The following is a 25,297-nucleotide window of genomic DNA, read 5'->3' as shown; positions in this document are numbered from 1 at the left end:
GTGCCAGGTGCCAGGTGTCGGAGCGACTGGCGCTGGGGCCCTTGCGCTCCGCTCGACAGCAGCCGCAGCGTGTCCGCCGAAGTGGGCGCGGTTCCGTTCCGCTGTCCGGGCGGTGATCCGCGAGGTGCCCGGCGCTGAAACACTTTCGCTGTTTCCCGCCGTGCTGTGTGATCCGGCCTGGTCCCCGCAGGTGCGGGGACCAGGCCGGAGGGTTCACCGGCGCCGGGTGACGGTCACCGTCTCGGGGTCACCTCACGGAGTGAGCCGGTAAGCGTTCGTGATCGTCTCGCGTACGGTGTTGCCCCCCGTGTCCTTCAGGTCCACCCGGAAGGACACGGCCTTGGCGGTCGCCGGGTGCTTCACGCTCACCGAGCGCGCGCCCCTCGCGTCGGTCGTCACGGTGAGGGGCTTCCAGGTCCGGCCGCCGTCGTAGGAGACATTCACGGTCAGCGCGGCGACCTGCCCGGCCGCGGCTGCCGCGCCGCTCAGCTTCAGCGGCACCGTGAGTGTGCTGCCCGCCGGAGCCGTACCGCGCAGGCTCAGCTTCGGCGCGAGCCGCACCGTCGACAGCGGCAGCCTGGTCGTGCGGTCCGACGCCGGGCGGGCCGAGGTGAACGTCCACACCCCTGCCACCTTCGTGCTGGTGGACGTGTCCTCGGCGGAGCGGCTCGCCTCGACCGTCAGGCGGTACGCGGCGGAGGCGGCGGGAACCTCGGCGTCCACCCAGTCCGTGGGCGAGCCCTCGGCGAGGACCCGGCCGCCGGATTCCAGCCGGGCGAAGCCGCCGGTGACGATCGAGGACCCCGGGTTGCCGCTACCGTCGTTGAACAGCGGGACCTTGGCGCTGATGTGGTCGCCGGTCCGCTCGGCGCCCTGCTGCTCCGGGCTCCCCGCCGCCAGATCGGGTCCGACCACGCCGGTGTTGAACCTCAGTGTGTGGCTGGAGCCCGGTCGGTAGGCCACCCACTCCTTCGTGTACTGCATGCGCTCCTCGCCGCGGGCGTTGAGCTGCGTGGCGGTCCAGGACCATCGCACGCCGGCCGCGCTGAGGTAATGCGTGGTGGCCTGCGGCAGCTTCTGCTCCAACGGTTCCTGTGTGCCGACGGTCCTCCCGCGCTCGTCCATCGGCGTGATGTGGACCTGGCCCTTGGCTCCGGTGGCGGAGGCGCCGAAGCCGAGCTTCACCTCGGCGACCTCGGCCCGGGTGACGGTGCGGGTCAGGCCGGTGAAGAAGCTGCCCTCGCGGTTGAAAGCGAACCGGTAGTCGACGTTCTTGCCGGCCGCGCCGGGGTTCTTCCACACCCCGATGAACTGGGCACGCATCGTGTCGGACGCCGGGCCGAGGGCAGCGGTGCGCATCGGCGGCACGCCGCTGCTGGACCAGGTGTTGGACACGTCCGCGGCCTCGTCGTCATACCCGACGGTGGAGGTGACGAGCTTCGCGGCCGGATCCGGAGCCTTCACAGCGAAAGGCTTCGCCTTGCGGGAGTCGAGGGTGACCGTGACGTTCCCGGTCACGTTCAAAACCGGCTGGACGAAGAAGCCCAGCTCGTTGTCCCTGGCGAAGACCAGGCTCTCCAGCTGGTACGAGCCCTTGGGCAGCCGTTGGACCACCGTGCCGTTCGCGCTGTACGCGAGCTCCACGCGGTCGCCGAGCCCGCCGATGGGGGTGATCGTCGTCGCGTAGGTGCCCGGGGCCGCCCCGTCGGCGTCGATGTGCCGCACCCTGACGTCGTACGACTCCACCTCCCGGTCGACCACCAGACCGGTGCGCACCTCCTGGCCGTCTCCCGACGCCAGCACGCTGCCGCCGAAGACGCCGTCGACGGTGCCCTTGCGGGGGTCGGCGGTGACGGTGGTTTTCGCGGTGCCTCCGGCCGGAACGGTGAGCTGGGCGTCCTTGACGGTGAACATGCCGTCCGGGGCCGGGCGGCCCGCCGGGTCCGTCCCGGAGACGCTCAGCCGCAGGGTGACGGCCCGGCTGCCGTAGTTGCGGTAAGTGAGGGTCTTGGAGGCCGGCTTGTCGTCGGCGTGCGGCCAGGCGTGCGTGCCGAAGCCGAGGGAGCCGGGCTCGGAGACGACCGAGGCCGTGGCGGCGCGCGCCAGGTCCACCCCCCCCGCGCCCTGCTGATGGGCGTTCAGCAGCGGGTTGGGCTTGGCCGAACCGGTCAGCAGCGCCTTCAGCCGGGCTCCGCTCCAGTCCGGGTGCTGCTGGAGCACCAGGGCGGCGGCGCCCGCGACGTGCGGGGTGGCCATCGACGTGCCGGAGAGCGGCACGTAATCCTCACTCGGGGGCAGCTCGCTCTGCGTGGTCAGAGCGGCGGTGATGTCCATGCCGGGGCCGGTGAGGTCCGGCTTCGGCGTGCCGTCGAGGTTCGGGCCGCGGCTGGAGAAGCCAGCGATCTGTCCCTGCTTGTCCACGGCGCCGACGGTGATCGCCGCGGGGGCGCTGCCGGGCGACCAGACCGTGCGGGGCCCGTCGCCCGAGTTGCCCGCCGCCACCACGAACAGGGCCTTGTCGGAGAGCCGGGCGACGGCCGCCTCCTTCGGGTCGACGCCCGGGGTGTCGGGGGAGCCCAGACTCATGTTGACGATCTTCGCGCCCTGGTCGACGGCCCATTGCATGCCGGCGACGATGTCCGAGGTGGATCCCAGGTTGTTGTCGTCCAGAACCTTGCCGTCGAGCAGCTTCACACCGGGCGCCACGCCCGTGTAGCGGCCACCGGACCTCGCACCGCTTCCGGCGAGGATGGAGGCCACGTGCGTTCCGTGCCCGAAGCGGTCCTTGACGTCGGGGGAGTCGCTGAAGTTCTTCTGCGCCATCTCGACGCCCGCGAGGTCCGGGTGGGTCTCGTCCACGCCGGAGTCCAGGACCGCCACCTTGATGCCCTTGCCGGTGTAGCCCGACTCCCACATGGCGGGCGCACCGATCTGCGGCACGCTCTCGGCCAGGGTGCCCCGGACCTTCGCGTCCAGCCAGACATGGGCGACGGGCCGCGCGGGGGCGGCCCTACCTCCTGACGTACGGGCCGAAGAGCGGCCTGTGACTGCCGCCCACAGGGCAGGGGCACCGGCCTTGGGTGCCTCGAAGGCCTCGCCGTCGACCGCGGGCAGCGCACGGCGCTCCCGGACGACCACGCCCGCGAACGGGTCGCCGCCGCCGGTGAAGTCCCTTGTTCCGGCGCCGTCTTGCCGGTAGCCGACGATCAGCGGCAGCGTGGTGCGGTGCGCGTCGCCGTACCCGTCCCGGACCAGCTGCGCGACGTCGAAGAGCTGCCGGTCGAGCACGCCGTCGGCGACCAGGCGCAGGGCGTCCTGCGGGACGACGTACGTGTGGCCGGCCTCGCGCCGCACCGAGAAGCCGATCTCCTCGCGGCCCTTGCCGCGCACAAGCCGAACGACCTGGCCGTCGGAGCCGACGTCCACGCGGTCACCGGTGACCAGCGTGACGGCCGCCGGTGGCTTCGGCCCCTCATGCGCGGCGGCACCAACGCCTTGCGCCGGCAGGCCGTCGGCCGACACCGCCGCCGTGAGCAGCGCCCCGGCCGTCAAGGCGGCAAGTGCCGCCGTTCTCGCGCGTACTGTGGATCCCACTCGCGTTCCCCCGCCTTTGTGTGCATGCCAATGCGTTCTCCGCTATCACGCGCGTGGGACGCGTTCGGTTCTCAGCGACGCGCTCGCACATCGGTGGAGGTGAGAGGGCGGAGACAAACCGAAACGTCTTCAACTGACGAGTGGTCAGCCAATGACCCCAGTCGATGTCAGGCCCCGCGGGAGAGTCAAGCTCCTTCTTTTTCCTCAACCTCTAGTCAAATAGCGTCACTTGAATCACACGCCTGTCGTGCGTTGCGGATGTCCCTGACCAGGAGGCCCTTTCCGCTGGAGGGCGTACACCAAGCGCAGTTCCGCACGATGTCGCCGGGCCTTCCTGGCGGCCGTCTCCACCGCGGCGAGACTCGACGACGAGCCGTCCGCTCCCACAACCACCAGTTGCCCATCACTCCTCCATGGCTCGATCCCACCCGCGACGTCAGTACCGCTGTGCCTTGGCGAGACGGGGAGTGAGTTGTGCGTCCGCAGGCTGCCGGCTGAAGGCGACGGGTTGTTGCTTCTCGCCCGGGTCGAGGTTCTCAGCCATGTGCGTCGCGTCCAATCGCGGCCATCGCCGCGTGTACGAGCGCATCGCCGCCCACGACCCGAGCGGTGCGGCCGAGGCGATGTTCACCCACATCACCGGAGCCTGGCCGGTCCGCCACCGGCGGCGGCATCGCGTTGCGGGATGGCCTCGGGCTGGTGAGCGTTGCCCGACCCCGCGCTCCGGCGCCGTATGAGCGCTGACGTTCTCGCGTGACCCGGGCGGGCTCGGCCTTGCGCCGAGCCAGCCGCGCCGGCTCCATACCGGAGCCGGACCCGTGTCACGCCGTCAGCGCCGCAGTGTCAGCAGACCCGGACGGTAGGGCCATTGGCCGTAGTCGCCGCCGGAGTTGGGGTCGCGTCCCTGGTAGAGGAACTGCAGGTTGCAGGGATCGACGGTGAAGGTCTGATCGGCACTGGTGCGGATCAGTTCGCCGTGGCTGATGTCGTTGGTCCAGGTGGCGCCGCTGTTGGCCTTGCCGGCGAAGGGGTTGGCCTCGGTCGCGGCCTGGGGCGTCCATGAGCCGTTCAGAGTGGTGGCCGTGAACGAGCGGAAGTAGCGGCCCTGCCTGCCGATCGCTTCGACGATCATGAGGTAGCGGTTCTGGCCCTGGAGCTTGTAGACCTGCGGGGCTTCGAACAGGTTGTCCCTCGTATCGCTCATGATCGTTGTGTAGGTCGAGCCGAAACTTCCCGGGAAGTTCCCGATCGGCATGCTGGCCCGGTAGATCTTGCCGTTGTCACCGGCGAAGAACAGGTACATGTTCGTGCCGTCAGCGATGAGCGTCTGGTCGATGGGCCCTGTTCCGGAGTCGGGGAGGCTTCCGGAGAAGAGCGCCTGCTCCGATGACCAGCCATTCGGGTTGGTGGGGTCGCTCGACGTCCGGTAGGCGAACGCGGTCCGACCCCACTGGTAGGCGAGCACCCAGATGTTCTTCGGCGCGAAGTAGAAGAGCGTGGGCGCGACGGTGGAATTCGGCATCGTGTTCTGGCTGGCCGAGGCCATCTCCGGCCAGTTGGTGAACAGGCCGAAGTTCATCGAACCCCAGCCCGTTCCCTGTCCCGCGCCGTGTGTCGTCGCATAGACGAGGTGCTTGCCGTTGTAGGGGGCGACGGTGAAGTCCTTGAGCGAGGCCCACCCAGCCCTGGGCTGCGCCAGCGCGCCCGTCGATGTCCAGCGGTATGTCGACGGAAGATCGCACTGGCCGGGATTGCCGCTGCCGACCTTGACGAGCTGCCACTGCTGGTTGGTGCCGCCCCAGTCGTCGTACTGGACGATGTTCGCGTTGTCGGCGGTGGAGCCGCCTTGTACTTCGAGGGCCTTGTTGCTGTGGCGCGCGATGAGCCTCACGTAGCCATCCGAGCTGTCGGCCAGCCGGAACTGCTGGTTGGTGCCATTCAGGTCGGCCCACTGGACGATCGAGCCGCCGTTGGCCGTGGAGAAGTTGTGGACGTCCAGCACCTTGCCGGAGTGGCGGGACTTGATGCGGTAGTAGCCGCCGCCGGAGTCGACGAACTGCCACTGCTGCTGGGTCTGATCGTTCCTGGTCCATTGGGTGATGCGGGCGCCGTCGTTGGTCGCCAGGTTGTAGACGTCCAGGGCCTTCCCGCTGTTGCGGTTGACCAGCACATATGAGGCGTTGGGGTCGACGGCCGCCGCGCTGGCGGGCTGGGCACCGAGGAAGGTGGCCACGGGCAGTAAGGGCGCGAGGACGGCGAGTAAGCGTCTTGGGCGGACCGGGGACGGGTGGCGAAACCGCATCAGAGGGCACTCCTTTGAGGGGCGGGGTGAGGTGAGCCCGATGAACCGTGGAGCGGACGTGCCGGAGGCAGGGAAAATCTCGAATGTTTCGAAGAATTCCCGGATGCTGTGACGCCACAAGCTAGGAATGTGGGGCTCTCCGGTCAAGGCCTGTCGCCGATCTGTCCACAAACAGCGGCTCCCCTTTGGGCTTGGCAAGCTGTCGCGTCGACCGGAACCGCCCCGGCCCCGGCCCTACGGCATCCGCCGACGGCGGCGCCGGGGGTTCGCCTTCCGGCTCGCCGGGACTCCGGAAAGTTTCGGGCGAGGAACCGAAACTTCTTGTGCGGGAGTATTGACGATCCATCGTCAATACCTCAATCATCCCTGTCTGAGAAAGCGGCCGCAGTTCGAGATATCGAACCACGTCGCCATGAGCAATCTGTGCCGCACGGCAGATTCGCGCACAGCTGCACGGCAGATTCGCGCACAGCTGCACGGCAGATCCGCGCACCAAAGCACCTGCGCCACCCCCGTTTCGTTCCGGTGAGGCTCGCACCAGCGCATCCTGGCTCTTCGCGCAGTTGGAGAGGTGCGCGACGCCGCGTGGCGGTCCCCCGGCTGAGCCGCGATGGAGGTACCCCCATGCCTGTGTCGAAACACCGCCGCCACCCGCCGTAGGTCACCCGGCGGCCGGCCGGGGTGCCGTCCGTGCCGGTTGAGATCGGCCCGGTCCCATCACCGCGGTGTCCGGTGATTGCGTGCTGCCCGGGTTCCGGCCCGCCCCGTCCGTTGCCGAGTGGGAGCGGACGACGCATTCCCCTGCGCTTCAGTCCTTCCGTGATTTCTACCTTGGAGGCACAGCCATGGGCTTGTATGCCCTTCCCAGACCCGTTATCCGCCGGAAGATCCGCGGCCTGCTGCTGGCGCTGGTCGTCGGCGTCCTCGGTACGGTCGCCGCACTGGTCGCGCCGCCGACCGCACACGCCGCCGAGAGCACGCTCGGCGCCGCGGCGGCGCAGAGCGGCCGCTACTTCGGCACCGCCATCGCCTCGGGCAGGCTGGGCGACTCGGCGTACACGACGATCGCGGGCCGTGAGTTCAACTCGGTGACGGCCGAGAACGAGATGAAGATCGACGCCACCGAACCACAGCGGGGCCAGTTCAACTTCACCGCCGGTGACCGCGTCTACAACTGGGCGGTACAGAACGGCAAGCAGGTGCGCGGCCACACTCTGGCCTGGCACTCCCAGCAGCCCGGCTGGATGCAGAGCCTCAGCGGCAGCACGCTGCGCCAGGCGATGATCAACCACATCAACGGCGTGATGGCCCACTACAAGGGCAAGATCGCCCAGTGGGACGTCGTGAACGAGGCCTTCGCCGACGGCAGTTCGGGAGCCCGGCGCGACTCCAACCTGCAGCGCACCGGCAATGACTGGATCGAAGTCGCCTTCCGCACCGCGCGCGCCGCCGACCCGGCCGCCAAGCTCTGCTACAACGACTACAACGTCGAGAACTGGACCTGGGCCAAGACCCAGGCCATGTACAACATGGTCCGCGACTTCAAACAGCGCGGCGTCCCGATCGACTGCGTCGGCTTCCAAGCCCACTTCAACAACGACAGCCCGTACAACAGCAACTTCCGCACCACCCTGCAGAGCTTCGCCGCCCTCGGCGTCGACGTGGCCATCACCGAACTCGACATCCAGGGCGCCTCGCCCTCGACCTACGCCAACGTGACCAACGACTGCCTGGCCGTCCCGCGCTGCCTCGGCATCACCGTCTGGGGTGTGCGCGACAGCGACTCCTGGCGACCGCAGCACACGCCGCTGCTGTTCAACTCCGACGGCAGCAAGAAGCCCGCCTACACCGCCGTCCTCAACGCACTCAACGGCGGCTCGTCCACGCCCCCTGGGGATTCCGGACAGACCAAGGGCGTCGGTTCAGGCCGCTGCCTGGACGTGCCGAACGCCAGCACCGCCGACGGCACCCAGGTCCAGTTGTGGGACTGCCACAGCGGCACCAATCAGCAGTGGACGCACACCGCCGCGGGCGAGCTCAGGGTCTACGGCAACAAGTGCCTGGACGCCGCCGGCACCGGCAACGGCACCAAAGTCCAGATCTACAGCTGCTGGGGCGGCGACAACCAGAAATGGCGCCTCAACTCCGACGGATCCATCGTCGGCGTCCAGTCCGGCCTCTGCCTCGACGCCGTCGCAAGCGGCACCGCCAACGGCACCCTGATCCAGCTCTACTCCTGCTCGAACGGCAGCAACCAACGCTGGACCCGCACCTGATGGGACCTGCCACAAACGAAAGGGTGAGTCGATGAAGACCTACGGTGCGGCTTCCCCCGCCCCTCCACGCAGACGTCGCTGATGGTCCCGGGTCGCCGCCGTGGTGGCGGCGACCCTCGCGATCGGCATGCTCGCCGCGGTGAATCCGGCGCCCGCTGAGGCGGCGACGGTGGACACCAATGCCTGGTACGTCCTGGTCAATCGCAACAGCGGCAAGGCGCTGGACGTCTCTGGCACGTCCACCGCCGACGGCGCGCGGGTCAGCCAGTGGGCGCGCCATGACGGAGCCAACCAGCAGTGGCAGTTCGTGGACTCCGGCGGGGGTTTCTACCGCCTCAAGGCCCGGCATTCGGGCAAGGTTCCGTCTGGCCGACTCCGACGCGGGCCACGTCCGGCTGATCAACCGCACCAGCAGCAAGGCGGTGGAGGTGCAGGGCGCCTCCACCGCCGACGGCGGCAACGTCGTCCAGTACTCCGGCTGGGGCGGCGCCAACCAGCAATGGCAGATGGTCAAGCTGTCGTCCGGTGGCGGCGGGGATGCGGCAGCGCCCCGACTCTGGCGAGCGGTACGCACACGATTCAGAGCGGCGGCAAGAGCCGCAGCTTCATCCTCAGGGTTCCCGCCAACTACGACAACAGCCACCCCTACCGGCTGATCTTCGCGTTCCACTGGCGGGGCGGAACCGCCGGCGACGTCGCCTCGGGTGGCACGAGCGAAAACGCCTGGTCCTACTACGGCCAACAGGAACAGTCGAACAACGGCGCGATCCTCGTCGCCCCCCAGGGCCTCGGCAACGGCTGGGCCGATTCGGGCGGTGAGGACATCACCTTCGTCGACGACATGATCCGGCGCATCGAGGGCGGCCTCTGTGTCAACCCGGCACAGCGCTTCGCCACGGGATTCAGCTGGGGCGGCGGAATGAGCTACGCACTCGCATGCAGCCGGGCGAACGCCTTCAGGGCCGTCGCGGTCATCTCCGGCGCTCAGATCAGCGGGTGCAGCGGCGGCACCCAGCCCATCGCCTACTTCGGAATCCACGGCATCAGCGACTCCGTCCTCAACATCGCGCAAGGACGGTCCCTGCGCGACAAATTCGTCAGCAACAACGGCTGCACCTCCCAGAGCCCGCGCGAGCCCGCGCCGGGCAGCCGAACGCACATCACCACCACCTACTCGGGCTGCCGTGCCGGATACCCGGTCCAATGGGCCGCGTTCGCGTTGCCGCCAGTGGCGTATCAGGTCAGGGTGAGTTCCAGGACGGTGACGGAGAGCGGCGGCAGTGTGCTGGTGAAGGAAGCCGCGGCGCTGATGACGGTGCTGGTCCTGGGCACCACAGTGGTGGGTTCGGTCAGCGTGTTGGTGGTGGTACGTGAGGCTCCGGTCAGGACGGTGGCGGTGGCGTTCCTCTCGACCCCCCTGGCCAGCCCCTTCAGTTCGACCGGCACATTCACCTTCTCCGTCCCGTAGTTGACGACCGCGAGGTAGAGGCGGCTCCCGGAGCGGGTGGCGACGGTGGCGACGGCCGGCAGCGCACGGGCGGTGGCCGGCAGCACCGTGCTGCCCAGCCTGCTCGTCAGCATGTGCTGCGCCCAGTAGCTGGGAGAGGCGTAGCTCGTGAGGTTGTCATAGGCGATCAGGTTGGTCGCCCAGACGTTGTTCTTGACGTGGGAGAAGAGCGGCGCGTAACACTCCATGAGGACCTGGTCGGAGTTGCGGATCAGCCCGGCCAGCCATGCGGCGTCGCCCAGCGCGGCGTTGAGGTCGGGTGTGGGACGGCCCTCCTGCGCGGCCCATTCCCCGACGAAGACCTTCGTCGAGTTGCGGTCTCGGCTGTCGTACTTGTGGGTGGCGGCCTGAGCGGCGGACGGCGCGAGGTAGTAGTGCTCGTCGATCAGGTCCGGCTCGCGACTCGTCACCGGCGTCGTGGCGATCAGCTTCAGTTTCGGGTACTTCGCCCTGATCGCGTCGTGGAAGGCCGCATACCGCTCCTCGTACGATCCGGAGCGGTCGAAGAAGTCCTCGTTGCCGATCTCCACGAACTCGAGTGGGAACGGCTGCGGATGTCCGTCGGCGGCCCGCTTCGCGCCCCAGGTGCTGGTCACCGGGCCGGTGACGTATTCGATCTCGTCGAGTGCGTCCTGGACGTATGGCTTGAGTGCGTCGCCGGTCACGTGTTCGCCCTTCAGCGAGTAGCCGGCGAAGACGGCGAGGACCGGCTGGGCGTCCATGTCCTCGACCCATTCCAGGTATTCCAGCACTCCGAGCCCGTCCGTCGACCAGTAGCCCCAGGCGTCGTCCATGTGGCCAGGGCGCTCCCAAACTGGACCGATGGTCTTCTTCCAGTCGAACCGAGTGGCAATCGTGTTGCCCTCGACGAAGTTCCCGCCGGGGAAGCGCAGGAACTTCGGCTTCAGAGCGACCAGTTTCTCCATCAGGTCGATGCGCAGTCCGTTGGGACGGCTGTTGTAGGTGGGCGGGAAGAGGGAGACGTGCTGGAGCCAGAGGGTCTCGCCCGCGGCGGCGGCGTCGGCGGTGGTGACGGTCAGTTTCGCGTCACCGACCACGGGGGTGCCCGGACCGGTGCGCAGGGTGAGCTCGAAAGGACGGCCGGGGAACGCGGTGCCGACGTGGGGCACCTGTGCGGACGCGTACACCGTCGCGCCGTCCGCCGACTCGATGGTCACCGTGAGGGGCCCGATCCGGCGTGATGCCTTGGCGAACAGCCGGGCGGTGTACGTGGTTCGGGGCCGCACCGGTATTCCCCAGAAGCCGTCATTGGCCACCCCGGCCCGGTTTCCGGCCCCGGTGCTGCCCGGCAGCACGACCTTGAGGGAACGCTTGAGCGCGTCGTTGAGTGGAGTGGCGGTGTCGAGCGCGAGAGACGTCCCACCGACGGCGGACCAGTGGACCGGCGCGGTGTCGCTGGCCATCATCGAGCGGTTCTGCACCAGTTCGGCGTAGATACCTCCCTCGCCCGAGTGGTTGATGTCCTCGAACATCAGGCCGGGAAGGATGGGGGACACGGCGTGCGCGGGGTTGGCGACGTCCACGCTCAGCAGCGGTGTCGTGGTCTCCACCGGCACCCCGGCCAGCGCCGCGACCTGGTCGGAGGTGAGGACGGACGGGAACATCCACACGTCGTCGATCAGGCCGTGCCACTGGTCGACGTGCCCGCCGCCGTAGAGGGCGCGGCCGATGGCGGTGTCGCCGCTGCCGGCCCAGCCTGCCGTGTAGGCGGTTTCCCCTTCCAGCACGCCGTTGACGTAGAGGCGGTTGACGCCGGCTGAGGGGTCGCTGACGCCGACCAGATGGGTCCAGACGCCGATGGCGGGGGCAGAGGCGGCGGCCGCCACGGCGGCGTTTCCGGTGGCGTCCCCGTTCAGCCGGGCGAAGGCGAAGGTGCCGGTGTCGTCGCGCAGCCCCAGGTAGAAGGAGCTGACGACCTGGCCGTCGATGCTGACGGCGGTCTGGTAGCCGCCCGCCTGAGCGAGGTTGACCCACGCGGCCACCGAGAATGCCTTGGAGGTGTCGAGGGCCGGCCCGGACGCCGCGGCGTTGCCGCCTGCCGTGAGGCTCAGGCAGTGGGCGCCGACCTTGCCGGTGTCCCAGGTGGCCGCGCCCTGGAGGACCGCGGTGCGAGCGTTGCCCGAAGAGTCGGCGGCGGAGGTCCCGGAGCCCTCGTCGAAGGTCCAGTGAGCGGCTGCGGCGGGGAGGTCCGCGGCGGGGGCGTCCGCTGCCGCGCCGGAGCGCTCGGCGGCCCGGGCGGGAGCGGAGGCGGCGAAGGTCCCGGCAAGGGACGCGGCGCCAAGGGCGGCTGTGAGGACGGTCCTGCGGGGCAGCCCGGCTTCTGAAGACATGTGCGACGTTCCTTAACGAGAGACGAGTCGGTCAGGCAACTGGCGGGGTGGGGTGTGGCGGGGGAGGACCATGGCGAACGGGCATCCCGGGAAGAACATCCATCTGTTGTCCCGGGTGAAACCGCAGCGGCAGCCCTGACGCCGACGCCGACGCTGCCGCGGGAGAAACGGCCTGGGTGGCCCGTGCGGGCGTGGATGCCGGTGTTGGCGCGCGGCCGGATCCGGAGTCCGGTGTGGGCCTCCACCGTCGGCGAACGGCGGGCGTACTGCCCTCGGTGCCGCACTGCTCGCCGCCGCCGGCGGTGACCCGGTCGGTTCGGTCAGGGGGCGATGTTCCACTGCTGGCAGGCGTTGTCGAGCTGCTGCCACTGGCGGACCGCGGTGCCGTTGGCCGTTCCGCAGTTCGCGACGTCCAGCGCCATTCCGGTGTTGACGTTGGTGATGGTGTAGTGGCTGCCGGCCCTGGTGACGTCCCACTGCTGGCAGGTGTTGCCGAGCGAGGCCCACAACTGGGCGGCGGTGCCGTTGCTGTCCCCGCAGTTCTTGTCGTCCAGGACCGTGCCGCTGTTGAGGTTGGTGATGGTGTAGTGGCCGTTGCCCGCGCTCGCGAACTTCCACTGCTGGCAGGTGGTGCCGAGCGAGGACCAGATGTCGATGGAAGTCCCGTTGGCGGTACCGCAGTTCACCGCGTCCAGGACCTTGCCGGAGTTGGTGTTGGTCAGGCGGTAGGCGGTGCCGGTGACGGGGAAGGTGGCGGCCGGGGTGGTGTAGCCGACGGAGGTGACATTGGCCTGTACGGCGTTGTCGGCGGCGTCGGTCGGGTAGCCGGAGGTCATCACGCCTTCGAAGAAGGAGCCGTTGGAGCCGTTGCTGTCGTCACCGCCGGTGCCGAGGACGATGGCGCCCTCCATGTGCATCGGGGTGTATCCGCCGAGGTTGGGTAGGGCACCGTTGTACCAGGTGGTCAGAGAGCCCGACTGTGCGTTGCCGCCCTTGATGGCGTAGGTCGTCGTGCCGTTGTTCTTCTCCATGGCGGTGACGTACTCGCTGGAGTTGCCCTTGTTGTTCGTGTTCGAGCCGTTGCCGCCGGCGAACAGACCGTTCTCCAGGTCTGCCTGGACCCACGGCCCCGATCCCGAGCAGGGAGAGAACCAGCACTCCGTGCCGAAGTTGATCGCGTCCATGTGGCCGTTGCCGGTGTCGTTGGTGGACGTCTCGGCGTTGCCGTAGTCGAAGCAGCACCGGTGGTTCACGTGGTGGCCGCTGGTCACCATGTACGCGCCCTCCGGGGAGCCGCCGGTGGCGATGCCCGTGGTGCTGTTGTCGCGGTAGCCGACGCCGGCCGACACGAAGACGCCGTACGCCGCATGGCCGCCGACCGTGACCGGCAGGGCGTTGGCGATCGCGCCGACGTCCTGTCCGCCGTTGCCGCCCGGTCCCTCGATGGTCAGGTCGTTGTGGTGCGGGCTCTGGTCGTAGATCTTGGTGATGACACAGGTCGTGCCGGCGCAGAAGGAGTCCTGCGCCGCGGCGTTGGCGTAGCCGCCGGCGGTGAGTACGCCGATGTCGGCGGTGGCGGAGTCCGAGGCGCGCTTGACCTGGTAGAGAGCCCCGTTGTAGGAGGTGTAGAGCGCCCGCGTGGTGCTGTGCGCCGCGGCGCAGGGTGTCCCCGCGGAGGCGTAGATGTCGCACGGCAGGGACGAAGCGGCCTGAGCCGTCCCCGCGGTGCCGATGACTCCGGCCAGGATGCCGGCGAGCAGCGCGAGGACCGCGCCCACCACCCTCAGCCGGAGTCCTCTCAGGTGTCTGGCTTTCACTGTGAACCTCTTCCGTCGTGGGGGAACTGACGCCGGGCCGCGGAGCTGGCGCTGAACGCGACTCGCCAACAGCCCGACAGGGGAATGTGCGCGCTAACAATCAAGACCCTCGGATGCCCACACTCATCCGAGCTCCGTGGGGACGGGTACGACCGGACTGCGTGCTGTTCTTTTGGGAGCACTGCTGCCGAGCTGCGCCGTTCTCGGACAGCCGACGGTGATCGACCGGTCTCGCGACCCCATCTTTTTACGCTGGTGTGAACAGCAGGCAACACATGTTGAACAGTCAAGAGTGTGGAAACAAAGGTCATGTACTCCTTTGATTCCGATGCTCGGCCGTGGCGTAGCAGCGTGTTTCTGGTGACGTATGAGCAGGTCAGACGGTCCCGGGAGGGATGGCGGTGCTGTTAAGAATTCCGAAAGAGAGCGGCTGGAGTAATTGACCCCTTCAGAATGTGTGCGTTAACAATTCCCCACGGCGCGTCAGCTCCCACCGGAGAACGCACCCGATCCAGAACGTGATGACGCGTCAGGAGGTGGAGAGCATGGACGGGACTCGTGCACCGGTGATGGCGGACGTGGCCCGGATCGCGGGCGTCTCGCACCAAACCGTCTCACGGGTCCTCAACGACCATCCGAACGTGCGGCCCGCCACCCGGGACCGTGTGCTCGCGGCGGTCCGCGAACTCGGCTACCGCCCCAACGCCGCCGCCCGGACGCTGGCGACCCGACGCACCCGCACCCTGGGTGTGATCAGCTTCAACACCACGCTGTATGGCCCGGCCTGCATGCTCTACGGCATCGAACAGGCGGCCCGGCAGCACGAGTACTTCGTCACCGTGGCCGCCGTCGGTACGCTCGATCGGCGTTCGCTGCTGGACGCCGTCGACCGGCTTCGGGACCAGGGTGTCGAGGGAGTCATCGTCATCGCCCCGCAGACCTCCGCGGTCGGCGCACTGGCGAACGTACCGCCGGACGTGCCCCTGGTCGCGGTCGGCTGCGGCACCCACACCGCGCTGGCCTCGGTCGCCGTGGACAACGAGGCCGGTGCCGAACTCGCCACCAACTACCTGCTCGACCTCGGCCATCGCACGGTGCACCACCTGGTCGGGCCGCGTTCCTGGCTCGACGCGCAGGAGCGCGAGGCGGGATGGCGCAACGCCCTGGAAAAGCGGGGCGCCGCGGTGGCCGAGCCGCTGTTCGGCGGTGACTGGACGGCCCGCACCGGATATGAGCACGGTCAACGGATCGTCGCCGACACCGATGTCACCGCGGTGTTCTGCGCGAACGACCACATGGCGCTCGGCCTGCTGCGGGCGCTGCAACAGGCCGGGCACCGGGTGCCCGAGGACATCAGCGTCATCGGTTTCGACGACACGCCGGAGGCAGAGTACTTCGGCCCGTCACTGACCACCGTCCGCCAGGACTTCGACGAACTCGGCCGACGTGCCCTGCGTGCGCTGATCGAGATCGTCGGTGATCCCGACGCCGGGATTCCGGCGGCAAGCGAGACACCCCACATCGTCATCCCGCCCAGTTTGGTGGTGCGAACCTCGGCGACCCGCCCCAGACCCTGACCAAGTGACGCGCCAGCCGCACGAGATGCTCCGCGATGCCCGCCGGTCGCGACGGCTCCACCCCGGCCAAGGTGCCCACCCGATGGCCTTCAAGCTGCTCTGACTCGCCGTCAGGCACCCGTACCTCGCTGTCGCGCACGCGGCCCCACGGTCGGCTCCCACTCGCCGGCAACTGCCCGCTGCGCCACCTACCGCTCCCGAGCGGAACCACCACCCAACCACCCCCGGCCCCCTCCCAGGCACCGGCATGCCCATCGGCCGGGCCCGGCGGACGGGACCGCGATCCAGTCATCCCGAGTCACCCACATCCGTTCCCGGCCGTGGGCTCTCGCCCCCGACATGCCTAGAAGGGCGCTGATCACCAATGATTCGCACCAGACGAGCCCGCACCGTGGCCGCCGCGACCGCTGTGCTCATCTCGCTCACCGCTGCCGGCTGCTCCAAGAACGCGGGCGGCTCCGACTCCTCCAACTCGGCCGGCTCGAGCGCGGGCTCCAGCGCGGCCCCCGTCGCGCTGGCCGGTTCGGTCACCTTCAACCAGACGAACCTCGCCAAGCTCGACGCGGCGCTGAAGTCGGCGCTGGCCGGCAAGGATCTGTCCAAGGTCGACATCGCGATGGTCGTGAACGTGGCCGCCGACTACTGGAAGGCCGGTCAGGTCGGGTTCCTCAAGGGTTGCTCCGACCTCGGCATCGCGAAGAGCAAGTGCACGTACTTCGCCCCGCCCAACGGCAAGTTGACCGAGCAGAACTCGGAGCTGGAGACCCTGCGCTCGCAGGGTGTCACCGGCTACTCGATCTCGGCGATCGACCCGACGTCGGCCGCGGGAACCATCCACTCCGACGTGCAGAAGGGCATCAACGTCCTGGCGATCGACTCGCCGCTGCCCGGCACCGACGCCGCCTCGCTCTACCTCGGCACCCCGAACTACACCGCCGGATTCCAGGCGGGCACCGCGATGAAGCAGGTGCTCGGCGGCAAGGGCAAGGTGGCGATCCTGGTCGGCTCGCTCACCGCGTCGAACGCCACCCAGCGCATCGCGGGCTTCGAGGCCGCGCTCAAGGGCACCAAGATCACGGTCGCCCAGAAGGTCAACGACAACCTCCAGGCCAGCACCGCGACCTCCGACGCCGAGACCATCCTGGCCAACAACCCCGACGTCAACGGCCTTTACGGCGTCTTCTCCTACGACGGTCCCGCGCTGGCGCAGGCGGTGACCTCGGCGGGCAGGACGTCTTCGGTGCACATCGTGTCGGACGACTCCGACGCCCAGACCCTGAAGTTCATTCAGTCCGGCGTCATCTCCGGCACCGTGGTGCAGATGCCGTACCAGCAGGGCTACACCGGGGCGTACCTCCTGGCCGCGGAGAAGGTGCTGGGCAAAGCCAAGACGATGGAGATCGTCAAGCCCTACCTGGAGAAGGACGGCTCGACCCTGAGCTCCGGCGTGGGCCTGGTCACCAAGTCCGACCTGAGCGCGTACCAGTCCCTCCAGTCGAAGCTCGGGATCGGCTGAGCATGACGGCCACGAAGAACGCCCCGGGCCGCGCGATCACGGCGCGGCTGCGGGGAGTGCACAAGTCCTACGGACCGGTGCGGGTCCTCGACCTGCCGGAACTCGACCTCTACGCCGGCCAGGTGATCGGCGTGGTCGGCGAGAACGGCGCCGGGAAGTCCACGCTGATGGGCACACTGGCCGGATCGGTCCACCGGGACGGCGGCGAGATCCTGATCGACGGCGAGCCCCTCGTCGCGGGGTCCACCGAGGCCGCGGGGCAACTCGGTATCGCCATGGTCTCCCAGGAGTTCCCTCTGGTCGGACAGCTCTCGGTGGCGGAGAACCTGCTGCTGGGCCGCCGTCCGCGGAAGTCGAAGCGGCGGTTCCTGGTGGACAGTGCCGCACAGCGGGCCGAGGCCGAGGCGATGCTGACGGAGATCGGTCTGTCCGCGGAGACGATCGCGGTGAGCCGGGAGGTGCGCACCCTTCCGGTGCCGACGCGGCAGATGATCGAGATCGCCAAGGCCTGGGGCCGCGAGCCCAAGCTGCTGATCCTTGACGAGCCGACCTCCTCCCTGGGCCCGGTCGAGGCCGAGATGGTGCTGGGCCTGGCCCGGCAACTGGCCGAACGCGGCGGCACGGTGCTGTTCATCGGGCACCGTCTCGACGAGGTGCGGGACATCAGCGACCGCGTCCTGGTGCTGCGCAACGGCAGGCTGGTCGCCGACCTCGAACCGGCTCAGGCCACCGAGGAACGGCTGATCCGGGAGATGGTCGGCGGCGAGGTCACGCAGGGCGAGCCGAAGGCGCCGGCGGCGAGCCCGGTCCTGCTGCAGGTCGAGGGCCTGACCGCGGACGGTCTCGGCCCCGTCGACCTGGAGGTGCGCGAGGGCGAGATCCTGGGCGTGGCCGGACTGATGGGCTCGGGCCGCAGTCGCCTCGTCCACACGATCGCCGGCGCGCAGCCCTCGACGGGCGGCCGGATGCGGCTGGGCGGCGAGCCCTACCAGCCGCGGGGCGCGGGTGACGGCGTGGCGGCCGGGATCGCGCTGATTCCCGAGGACCGCAAGGAGCAGTCGCTGGTGCTGTTCGCGTCCATCCGGTCGAACGTCGTCGTCTCGGTGCTCAAGCGGATCAGCACCCGGGGCCTGCTCGGCCCGGGGCGGGAACGCGCCGAGGCACGGAAGATCACCGAGAACGTCAACGTGCGGATGCAGTCGGTGGAGCAGCCGATCGGCTCGCTGTCCGGCGGCAACCAGCAGCGCGCCATCTTCGGCCGCGCCTTCGCCGCCGAACCGCGTCTGCTGCTGCTCGACGAGCCGACCCGCGGCGTGGACGTGGGCGCCAAGGCGGAGATCTACAAGCTGATCGACCGTGCGGCCGATCAGGGCATGGCGCTGGTGGTCGCCTCCTCCGAACTGGAGGAGCTGCTGTGGATCTGCCATCGCATCGCCGTGATGAACCACGGGCGGGTCGTCACGGTCCTCGACCGGGCCGATGCCACCAAGGAACGGATCATGACGGCCGCGGCCGGAACGTCCCCCCTCACCCAGCCGACGCCCGACCAGCCGACGCCCGACCAAGAACAGCTGACGAACGGAGCCACAGCATGAGCGCGCAGAGCACGCTCGCACCCGACGAGGTCGTGCCACGTTCCCGCCCGGCCGTATCCAGCCTCGCCCGCAAGCTCGCGGCCTCCCCGGAGGCCGGCGTGATCATCGCCTGCGTGCTGGTGTTCGCCGGGATCGCGGCCAACGCGGACACGTACACCGCGGTGGGCAACCTCCAGGTGATGGGCCGTGACCTGTCGCAGGTCGGCATCCTGGCGATCGGCGAGTCGCTGGTCATCCTGACCGGTGGCATCGACCTCTCGGTGGGCGCGCTGGCCGGTCTGGCCGGCATCCTGGCCGCCTGGATGAACGTGAACGAGGGCCTGCCCGCGCCCCTCGCCATGCTGCTCACGCTCGTGATCTGCGGCGGGGTCGGCCTCTGGCACGGCGTCATGGTCACGCGCCTGAACGTGCCGCCCTTCGTGATCACCCTGGTCACCTACACCGTCGCCCAGGGCCTGGCACTCGCGATCACCAGTGGCTCGCCGATCAACAACCTGGACCCGATGTTCAGCAACCTGAGCCAGTACTACATCGGCCAAGTGCCGGTTCCCGCACTGTTCTTCGTGGGAGCGGCCGCCATCGCCTGGTTCGTGCTGGAGCGCACCTACGTGGGCCGTCAGATCTACGCGGTCGGTGGCAACAAGGAGGCCGCCCGGCTGGCCGGCATCCCGACCGCCCGTCGGATCACGTCCACCTACGTCGCCAGCGCCGCGCTGGCCGGTGTGGTCGGCATCATGGTGATCGGCCGGATGAACGTGGCCGACCCGTCGGTCGGCGCCGGCTGGGAACTGACCGCGATCGCCGCCGCGGTGGTCGGCGGCATGTCGCTCTCCGGCGGCGAGGGGCGTATCGCCGGCATCGCGGCCGGCGCGATCCTGCTGGAGTTCATCACCAACGGCCTGCTCGCGCTCAAGGTCAGCCCGTACGACCAGCAGGTGGTGCAGGGAGCGGTTCTCGGCGTCGCCATCCTGCTCGACCGGGTGCGCGCCCGCTACTTCGGCAGGAGCCGCAGCTAGCACCTCCGTCGACTCCGCCGATCCGGACGCGGATGCCGCCTCGGCGCCCTCAGGAGATCGAACAGTGATCGATATATCGAATACGTCAATGTGAGGAGGCTGATGGTGAACGCCGGAGACGAGACAGCCGGGAACCCGGAACCCTGCGTCGTAGGAGTCGACTTCGGGACGCTGTCCGGCCGGGCCGTGGTGGTCCGCGTACGGGACGGCGCGGAGTTGGGGACCGCCGAGCACGGATACCGGCACGCGGTCCTGAACCGAGAGCTGCCGGACGGTACCCGGCTGCCCCCGGACTGGGCCCTCCAGGTGCCGTCGGACTACGTCGACGTGCTGCGCCACGCGGTGCCGGCGGCGCTCGCAACCGCCGGTGTGCGGCCGGAGCAGGTCATCGGCATCGGCACGGACTTCACCGCGTGCACGATGCTGCCGGTGCTCGCGGACGGCACGCCGCTGTGCGAGCTTCCCGGCCTCTCCGGCCGCCCGCACGCCTATGTCAAGCTGTGGCGCCACCACGCGGCCCAGGCGCAGGCCGACCGGATCACCGCACTGGCCGCGGAGCGGAAGGAGGCGTGGCTGGAGCGGTACGGCGGGAAGATCTCCTCGGAGTGGGAGTTCGCCAAGGCCCTGCAGATGCTGGAGGAGGACGCCGAGATCTACCACCGCATGGAGCGGTGGGTGGAGGCGGCGGACTGGATCGTCTGGCGGCTGTGCGGCACGTACCTGCGCAATGCCTGCACCGCCGGTTACAAAGGCCAGCTCCAGGACGGCGTCTATCCCTCCCGTGCCTACCTGGAATCACTCAACCCCGGCTTCGCCGACTTCGTGACGGAGAAACTGGAGCACCCGATCGGCGAGTTGGGCGCGAAGGCGGGGCGCTTGACGGCCGAGGCGGCGGCGTGGACAGGCCTGCCCGAGGGCATCGCGGTGTGCGTGGGCAACGTCGACGCCCATGTGACGGCGCCCGCGGCGGGGGCGGTGGAACCGGGGCAGATGGTGGCCATCATGGGCACGTCGACCTGTCATGTCATGAGCTCCGACCAGCAGGGCGCGGTGCCGGGCATGTGCGGTGTCGTCGACGGCGGCATCCTGCCGGGCCTGTGGGGGTACGAGGCCGGTCAGAGCGGCGTCGGCGACATCTTCGGCTGGTTCGTACGCAACGGCTTCCCCGCGTCGTACGCCGAAGAGGCCGCCGCACTCGGGCGCGATGCGCACGAACACCTCACCGCCCTCGCCGCCGAGCAGAAGGTCGGCGAGCACGGCCTGATCGCCCTTGACTGGCACAGCGGCAACCGCTCCGTGCTGGTCGACCACGACCTGAGCGGCGTCCTGGTGGGGCTGACGTTGTCCACCCGCCCGGAGGACGTCTACCGGGCACTGCTGGAGGCCACCGCCTTCGGCACCCGCACCATCATCGAGGCCTTCGAGACGGCGGGCGTACCGGTACGCGAGTTGATCATCGCCGGCGGGCTGACGAAGAACGCGCTGCTGATGCAGATCTACGCGGATGTCACCCGCCGTCCCCTCGGCGTCATCGGCTCCACACAGGGTCCCGCTCTCGGCGCGGCCATGCACGCCGCGGTGGCGGCCGGGGCGTACTCCGACATCCAGGCCGCTGCCGGGTCCATGGGCAAGTCCGACCGGGGCGTGTACCAGCCGGACCCGGACCGCGCCGCGGCCTACGACCGGCTGTACGCCGAGTACCGGCTCCTGCACGACTACTTCGGCCGCGGCACCAACGAGGTCATGCACCGCCTGCGCCGCCTCCGCGCCGAGGCGTCCGCCTGAGCGGCGCTCCCTCCGCTCGCTGAACATCTGCCCTTGAAAGGAACGCTCATGGAGACCAGCGCCACGCCCTACCCGAACCACGAGATCTGGTTTCTCACCGGAAGCCAGGGCCTGTACGGCGACGACATCCTGCAACAGGTCGCCCATCAGTCCAGGAGCATCTCGGAGATCCTCGGCGGCCCCGGCAAGATCCCGGTGAGGATCGTCTGGAAGCCGGTCCTCACCGACGCCGAGTCGATCCGGCGGCTGTGCCAGGAGGCGAGTGCCTCCGACGCCTGCGTGGGCGTGATCGTGTGGATGCACACCTTCTCACCCGCCAAGATGTGGATCGCCGGACTCAGCGCCCTGGACCGGCCCCTCCTGCATCTGCACACCCAGTACAACCTGTCGCTGCCCTGGTCGAGCATCGACATGGACTTCATGAACCTCAACCAGGCCGCCCACGGCGACCGCGAGTTCGCCCACATCGAGTCCCGGCTCGGCATCGACCGCAAGATCGTCGCCGGCCACGTCACCGACCCGAGAGTCGTCCGGCGCATCGCGGCCTGGGCGCGGGCCGCCGCCGGCCGCCAGGCCTCGCGCACCCTGCGGCTCGCCCGCTTCGGCGACAACATGCGCGATGTCGCCGTGACCGAGGGCGACAAGGTCGAAGCCCAGATACGGTTCGGCTTCTCCGTCAACACCTACGCCGTCAACGACCTGGTCGCCGTCGTGGACCAGGTCGAGGACAAGGCGGCCACCGAACTCGCCGCCGAGTACGTCGAGTCGTACGACGTCGTCCCGGCCCTGCGCCCCGGCGGCATCCGCCATGACTCACTCCTCTACGCGGCCCGCCAGGAACTCGGCCTGCGCGCCTTCCTGACGGAGGGCGGCTTCACCGCCTTCACCACCAACTTCGAGGACCTCGGCGGGCTGCGCCAGCTGCCCGGCCTGGCCGTCCAGCGCCTGATGGCCGACGGCTACGGCTTCGGCGGCGAAGGCGACTGGAAGACCTCCGCACTGCTGCGCACCATGAAGGTCATGGGCCTCGAACAGCCTGGCGGCACCACCTTCATGGAGGACTACACCTACCACCTCGGCCCCGGCACGCCCCGCATCCTCGGCGCCCACATGCTGGAGGTCTGCCCCTCGGTCGCGGGCGCCCGCCCCCGCTGCGAGATCCACCCCCTGTCCATCGGCGGCCGTGAAGACCCGGTCCGCCTGGTCTTCGACGCCGCCCCCGGTCCCGCCCTCGTCGTCGGCCTCTCCGACCTCGGCGACCGGTTCCGGCTCACCGCCAACGCCGTCGACGTCATCACCCCCAGCGAACCACTGCGCCGGCTGCCGGTGGCCAGGGCCGTGTGGAAGCCGCGCCCGTCGCTGGCGGAGTCCGCCGAGAGCTGGCTGCTCACCGGCGCTCCGCACCACACCGTGCTCAGCTCGGCCGTGGACAGGGAGACCCTGACGGACTTCGCCGCGATGACCGGCGTCGAACTGCTCACCATCGACGAGGAGACCGACATCGAGCAGCTCGCCAAGGAAATCCGCTGGAACGCCGCGTACCACCGCCTCGCCCAGGCCCTGTGACGCCCACATCCCCCACGCAAGGAGAACGAGCGATGACCGTGCGAGTCCGCGACGGCCTGCGGCAAGAGATACTGGATGCGAACCTCGCCATCCCGCAGGTTGGCCTCGCGACCCTGACCTGGGGCAACGTGAGCGGAGTCGACCGTGAGGCAGGGGTGTTCGTCATCAAGCCGTCCGGCGTCCCCTACGAGGACCTCGCCCTCGACCACCTGGTGACGGTTCGCCTGGCCGACGGCGCTGTCGTCGACGGCGACCTCCGCCCCTCCACCGACACCGAGACCCACCGCTGCCTGTACCTGGCGTTCCCGTCCATCGGCGGCGTCACCCACACCCACTCCACCCACGCGGTCGCCTTCGCCCAGGCCCGCCGCGAGATCCCCGTCCTGGGCACCACCCACGCCGACACCTTCAACGGCCCCGTCCCCTGCACCCCCGACCTCACCGCCGAGCAGTGCGCGAAGGACTACGAGTACAACACCGGCCGCATCATCGTGGACATGCTCGAGGAGGACGACCAGAAAGCCGTCGAGGTCCCCGGCGCCCTCGTCGCGGGCCACGGCCCCTTCACCTGGGGCACCACAGCCCGCACATCCCTCGAACACGCCATCATCTGCGAGGCCGTCGCCGACATCGCCCTCCACACCCTCAGCCTCGCCCCGACCGCCCCACCGCCCCGCCACCTGCTCGACCGCCACTACACCCGCAAGCACGGCCCGGACGCCTACTACGGCAACCCGGACATGACAGCGGCCTCCAGCTGAGCGAAAGGCGCCTGAGGGGTGAAAACCCAGGTCAGGCGCCTTTTTTCGTGCGTCTAGAAGAAGCCCAGCTTCTTCGGCGAGTACGACACCAGCAGATTCTTCGTCTGCTGGTAGTGCTCCAGCATCATCTTGTGCGTCTCCCGCCCGATCCCGGACTGCTTGTACCCACCGAACGCCGCGTGCGCCGGGTAGGTGTGGTAGCAGTTCGTCCAGACGCGGCCCGCCTGGATCGCGCGGCCGGCCCGGTAGGCGGTGTTGATGTCGCGGGTCCACACGCCGGCGCCGAGGCCGTAGAGGGTGTCGTTGGCGATCTTGATCGCGTCGTCGAAGTCGTCGAAGGACGTCACGGACACGACCGGTCCGAAGATCTCTTCTTGGAAGATCCGCATCCGGTTGTCGCCCTCGAAGATGGTCGGCTGGACGTAGTAGCCGCCCTTCAACTCGCCGTCGTACTCGACGCGTTCGCCGCCCGTGAGGATCCTCGCGCCCTCCTGGCGACCGATGTCCAGATAGGAGAGGATCTTCTCCAGCTGGTCGTTGGAGGCCTGCGCGCCGATCATCGTGTCGGTGTCCAGGGGATGGCCCGCCGTGATCTGCTCGGTGCGGGCGACGGCCGCCTCCAGGAACTCGGCGTAGTGACCGCGCTGGACGAGCGCTCGGGACGGGCAGGTGCACACCTCGCCCTGGTTGAGAGCGAACATCGTGAAGCCTTCGAGGGCCTTGTCACGGAAATCGTCGTGGTGCGCCCATACGTCGTCGAAGAAGATGTTCGGCGACTTGCCACCGAGTTCCAGCGTGACCGGCTTGATGTTCTCGGAGGCGTACTGCATGATCAGCCGCCCCGTCGTCGTTTCGCCCGTGAACGCCACCTTCGCCACCCGCGGGCTCGACGCGAGCGGCTTGCCCGCCTCCACGCCGAAGCCGTTGACGATGTTCACCACGCCCGGCGGCAGCAGGTCCGCGATCAGGCTCATCCAGTAGTGGATGGAGGCCGGGGTCTGCTCGGCGGGCTTGATGACGACCGCGTTGCCCGCGGCGAGCGCTGGGGCGAGCTTCCAAGTCGCCATGAGAATGGGGAAGTTCCAGGGGATGATCTGCGCTACGACGCCCAGCGGTTCATGGAAGTGGTACGCCACCGTGTCGTCGTCGAGCTCTCCCAGCGAGCCCTCCTGAGAACGGATCGCGCCCGCGAAGTAGCGGAAGTGGTCGATGGCGAGCGGGATGTCGGCGGCGAGGGTCTCGCGGACCGGCTTGCCGTTCTCCCAGCTCTCGGCGACCGCCAGCGGCTCCAGATGCGCCGCCATACGGTCGGCGATCTTGAGCAGGATGTCGGACCGCTCGGTCACCGACGTGCGGCCCCAGGAAGGAGCGGCCGCGTGCGCCGCGTCGAGCGCCCGCTCCACGTCCTCCGCGGTGCCGCGCGCGACCTCCGTGAACGGCTGCCCGTTCACCGGCGAGGGGTTCTCGAAGTACTGCCCGCGGATCGGCGGCACCCACTCGCCACCGATGAAGTGGTCGTAGCGCGCCTGGTAGGAGACGATCGCGCCCTCTGTGCCGGGCGCCGTGTAACGGGTCATGGTGCTGTGCCTCCCGGAGCTGCGCTGCCCGCCGTTGGGCAGCTCTCGGCGCGAGGG

14 protein-coding genes and 1 pseudogene are annotated in these 25,297 nt (G+C 69.2%); 9 read left to right on the top strand and 6 right to left on the bottom strand.

Annotated elements, in window-relative coordinates; all coding sequences use genetic code 11:
- Positions 1-252 precede the first annotated feature (252 nt).
- The 3 genes from QQY66_RS05790 to QQY66_RS05780 all read right to left on the bottom strand — a co-directional run bounded on the left by QQY66_RS05790 (position 253) and on the right by QQY66_RS05780 (position 5,896).
- Entirely contained in the window at positions 253-3,594 is a 3,342-nt protein-coding gene (locus tag QQY66_RS05790) for a S8 family serine peptidase (RefSeq protein WP_301978001.1), read from the bottom strand.
- Positions 3,595-3,828: 234 nt separating this feature from the next.
- A complete protein-coding gene (locus QQY66_RS05785; protein ID WP_301987185.1) occupies positions 3,829-3,981 on the bottom strand; it encodes a universal stress protein in 153 nt (50 codons plus the stop codon).
- A 442-nt stretch (positions 3,982-4,423) separates the two neighbouring features.
- Complete coding sequence (locus QQY66_RS05780; RefSeq protein ID WP_301978000.1) at positions 4,424-5,896, bottom strand: non-reducing end alpha-L-arabinofuranosidase family hydrolase; 1,473 nt, start codon at positions 5,894-5,896, stop codon at positions 4,424-4,426.
- An 845-nt stretch (positions 5,897-6,741) separates the two neighbouring features.
- Here QQY66_RS05780 and QQY66_RS05775 point away from each other — a divergent pair.
- Together QQY66_RS05775 and QQY66_RS05770 are read left to right on the top strand one after the other, a co-directional pair.
- On the top strand, positions 6,742-8,172 hold the full coding sequence (locus QQY66_RS05775) for an endo-1,4-beta-xylanase (RefSeq protein WP_301977999.1): 1,431 nt from the start codon (positions 6,742-6,744) through the stop codon (positions 8,170-8,172).
- Positions 8,173-8,272: 100 nt separating this feature from the next.
- Positions 8,273-9,388 (top strand): annotated as a pseudogene (locus tag QQY66_RS05770) (RICIN domain-containing protein); the annotation flags it as partial.
- Between the two features lie 20 nt (positions 9,389-9,408).
- On the opposite strand, the gene QQY66_RS05765 reads toward QQY66_RS05770, so the two are convergent.
- Positions 9,409-12,030: an alpha-L-arabinofuranosidase C-terminal domain-containing protein gene (locus QQY66_RS05765; RefSeq protein ID WP_301977998.1), complete on the bottom strand. Its 2,622-nt coding sequence runs from the start codon at positions 12,028-12,030 to the stop codon at positions 9,409-9,411.
- A 320-nt stretch (positions 12,031-12,350) separates the two neighbouring features.
- The gene (locus tag QQY66_RS05760; protein ID WP_301977997.1) at positions 12,351-13,847 is read right to left on the bottom strand and encodes an arabinofuranosidase catalytic domain-containing protein; all 1,497 of its coding nucleotides are present in this window, start codon (positions 13,845-13,847) and stop codon (positions 12,351-12,353) included.
- 545 nt (positions 13,848-14,392) lie between these two features.
- On the opposite strand from QQY66_RS05760, the gene QQY66_RS05755 reads away from it, so the two are divergent.
- The 7 genes from QQY66_RS05755 to araD all read left to right on the top strand — a co-directional run bounded on the left by QQY66_RS05755 (position 14,393) and on the right by araD (position 23,663).
- The gene (locus QQY66_RS05755; RefSeq protein WP_301977996.1) at positions 14,393-15,424 is read left to right on the top strand and encodes a substrate-binding domain-containing protein; all 1,032 of its coding nucleotides are present in this window, start codon (positions 14,393-14,395) and stop codon (positions 15,422-15,424) included.
- Between the two features lie 364 nt (positions 15,425-15,788).
- Positions 15,789-16,940 carry a substrate-binding domain-containing protein gene (locus QQY66_RS05750; RefSeq protein WP_301977995.1) on the top strand — a complete coding sequence of 384 codons (1,152 nt, stop codon included), beginning with the start codon at positions 15,789-15,791 and terminating at the stop codon, positions 16,938-16,940.
- Positions 16,941-16,942: 2 nt separating this feature from the next.
- Entirely contained in the window at positions 16,943-18,535 is a 1,593-nt protein-coding gene (locus QQY66_RS05745; RefSeq protein WP_301977994.1) for a sugar ABC transporter ATP-binding protein, read from the top strand.
- Entirely contained in the window at positions 18,532-19,551 is a 1,020-nt protein-coding gene (locus tag QQY66_RS05740; RefSeq protein WP_301977993.1) for an ABC transporter permease, read from the top strand. Before QQY66_RS05745 ends, QQY66_RS05740 begins: the two co-directional genes overlap by 4 nt.
- 102 nt (positions 19,552-19,653) lie before the next feature.
- Positions 19,654-21,336: a ribulokinase gene (gene araB, locus QQY66_RS05735; protein ID WP_301977992.1), complete on the top strand. Its 1,683-nt coding sequence runs from the start codon at positions 19,654-19,656 to the stop codon at positions 21,334-21,336.
- A 48-nt stretch (positions 21,337-21,384) separates the two neighbouring features.
- The gene (gene araA, locus QQY66_RS05730; RefSeq protein WP_301977991.1) at positions 21,385-22,902 is read left to right on the top strand and encodes an L-arabinose isomerase; all 1,518 of its coding nucleotides are present in this window, start codon (positions 21,385-21,387) and stop codon (positions 22,900-22,902) included.
- Between the two features lie 32 nt (positions 22,903-22,934).
- Complete coding sequence (gene araD, locus QQY66_RS05725; protein ID WP_301977990.1) at positions 22,935-23,663, top strand: L-ribulose-5-phosphate 4-epimerase AraD; 729 nt, start codon at positions 22,935-22,937, stop codon at positions 23,661-23,663.
- A 53-nt stretch (positions 23,664-23,716) separates the two neighbouring features.
- Here araD and QQY66_RS05720 read toward each other — a convergent pair whose 3' ends face one another.
- Entirely contained in the window at positions 23,717-25,240 is a 1,524-nt protein-coding gene (locus tag QQY66_RS05720; RefSeq protein ID WP_301977989.1) for an aldehyde dehydrogenase family protein, read from the bottom strand.
- Positions 25,241-25,297: the final 57 nt, after the last annotated feature.

The organism is Streptomyces sp. DG2A-72 (assembly GCF_030499575.1).
GTDB lineage: Bacteria > Actinomycetota > Actinomycetes > Streptomycetales > Streptomycetaceae > Streptomyces.
Note: the sequence above shows the minus strand (reverse complement) of the source record. Positions and strands in the feature narration are given on the sequence as shown.

What these genes read in the sequence shown, in the direction of transcription:
- QQY66_RS05780 (WP_301978000.1), bottom strand. Translation starts at nt 5,896, where the DNA reads ATGCGGTTTCGCCACCCGTCCCCGGTCCGCCCAAGACGCTTACTCGCC.
- QQY66_RS05740 (WP_301977993.1), top strand. Translation starts at nt 18,532, where the DNA reads ATGAGCGCGCAGAGCACGCTCGCACCCGACGAGGTCGTGCCACGTTCC.
- QQY66_RS05765 (WP_301977998.1), bottom strand. Translation starts at nt 12,030, where the DNA reads ATGTCTTCAGAAGCCGGGCTGCCCCGCAGGACCGTCCTCACAGCCGCC.
- QQY66_RS05755 (WP_301977996.1), top strand. Translation starts at nt 14,393, where the DNA reads ATGGACGGGACTCGTGCACCGGTGATGGCGGACGTGGCCCGGATCGCG.
- QQY66_RS05720 (WP_301977989.1), bottom strand. Translation starts at nt 25,240, where the DNA reads ATGACCCGTTACACGGCGCCCGGCACAGAGGGCGCGATCGTCTCCTAC.
- araA (WP_301977991.1), top strand. Translation starts at nt 21,385, where the DNA reads ATGGAGACCAGCGCCACGCCCTACCCGAACCACGAGATCTGGTTTCTC.
- araB (WP_301977992.1), top strand. Translation starts at nt 19,654, where the DNA reads ATGGTGAACGCCGGAGACGAGACAGCCGGGAACCCGGAACCCTGCGTC.
- QQY66_RS05745 (WP_301977994.1), top strand. Translation starts at nt 16,943, where the DNA reads ATGACGGCCACGAAGAACGCCCCGGGCCGCGCGATCACGGCGCGGCTG.
- QQY66_RS05750 (WP_301977995.1), top strand. Translation starts at nt 15,789, where the DNA reads ATGATTCGCACCAGACGAGCCCGCACCGTGGCCGCCGCGACCGCTGTG.
- QQY66_RS05775 (WP_301977999.1), top strand. Translation starts at nt 6,742, where the DNA reads ATGGGCTTGTATGCCCTTCCCAGACCCGTTATCCGCCGGAAGATCCGC.
- araD (WP_301977990.1), top strand. Translation starts at nt 22,935, where the DNA reads ATGACCGTGCGAGTCCGCGACGGCCTGCGGCAAGAGATACTGGATGCG.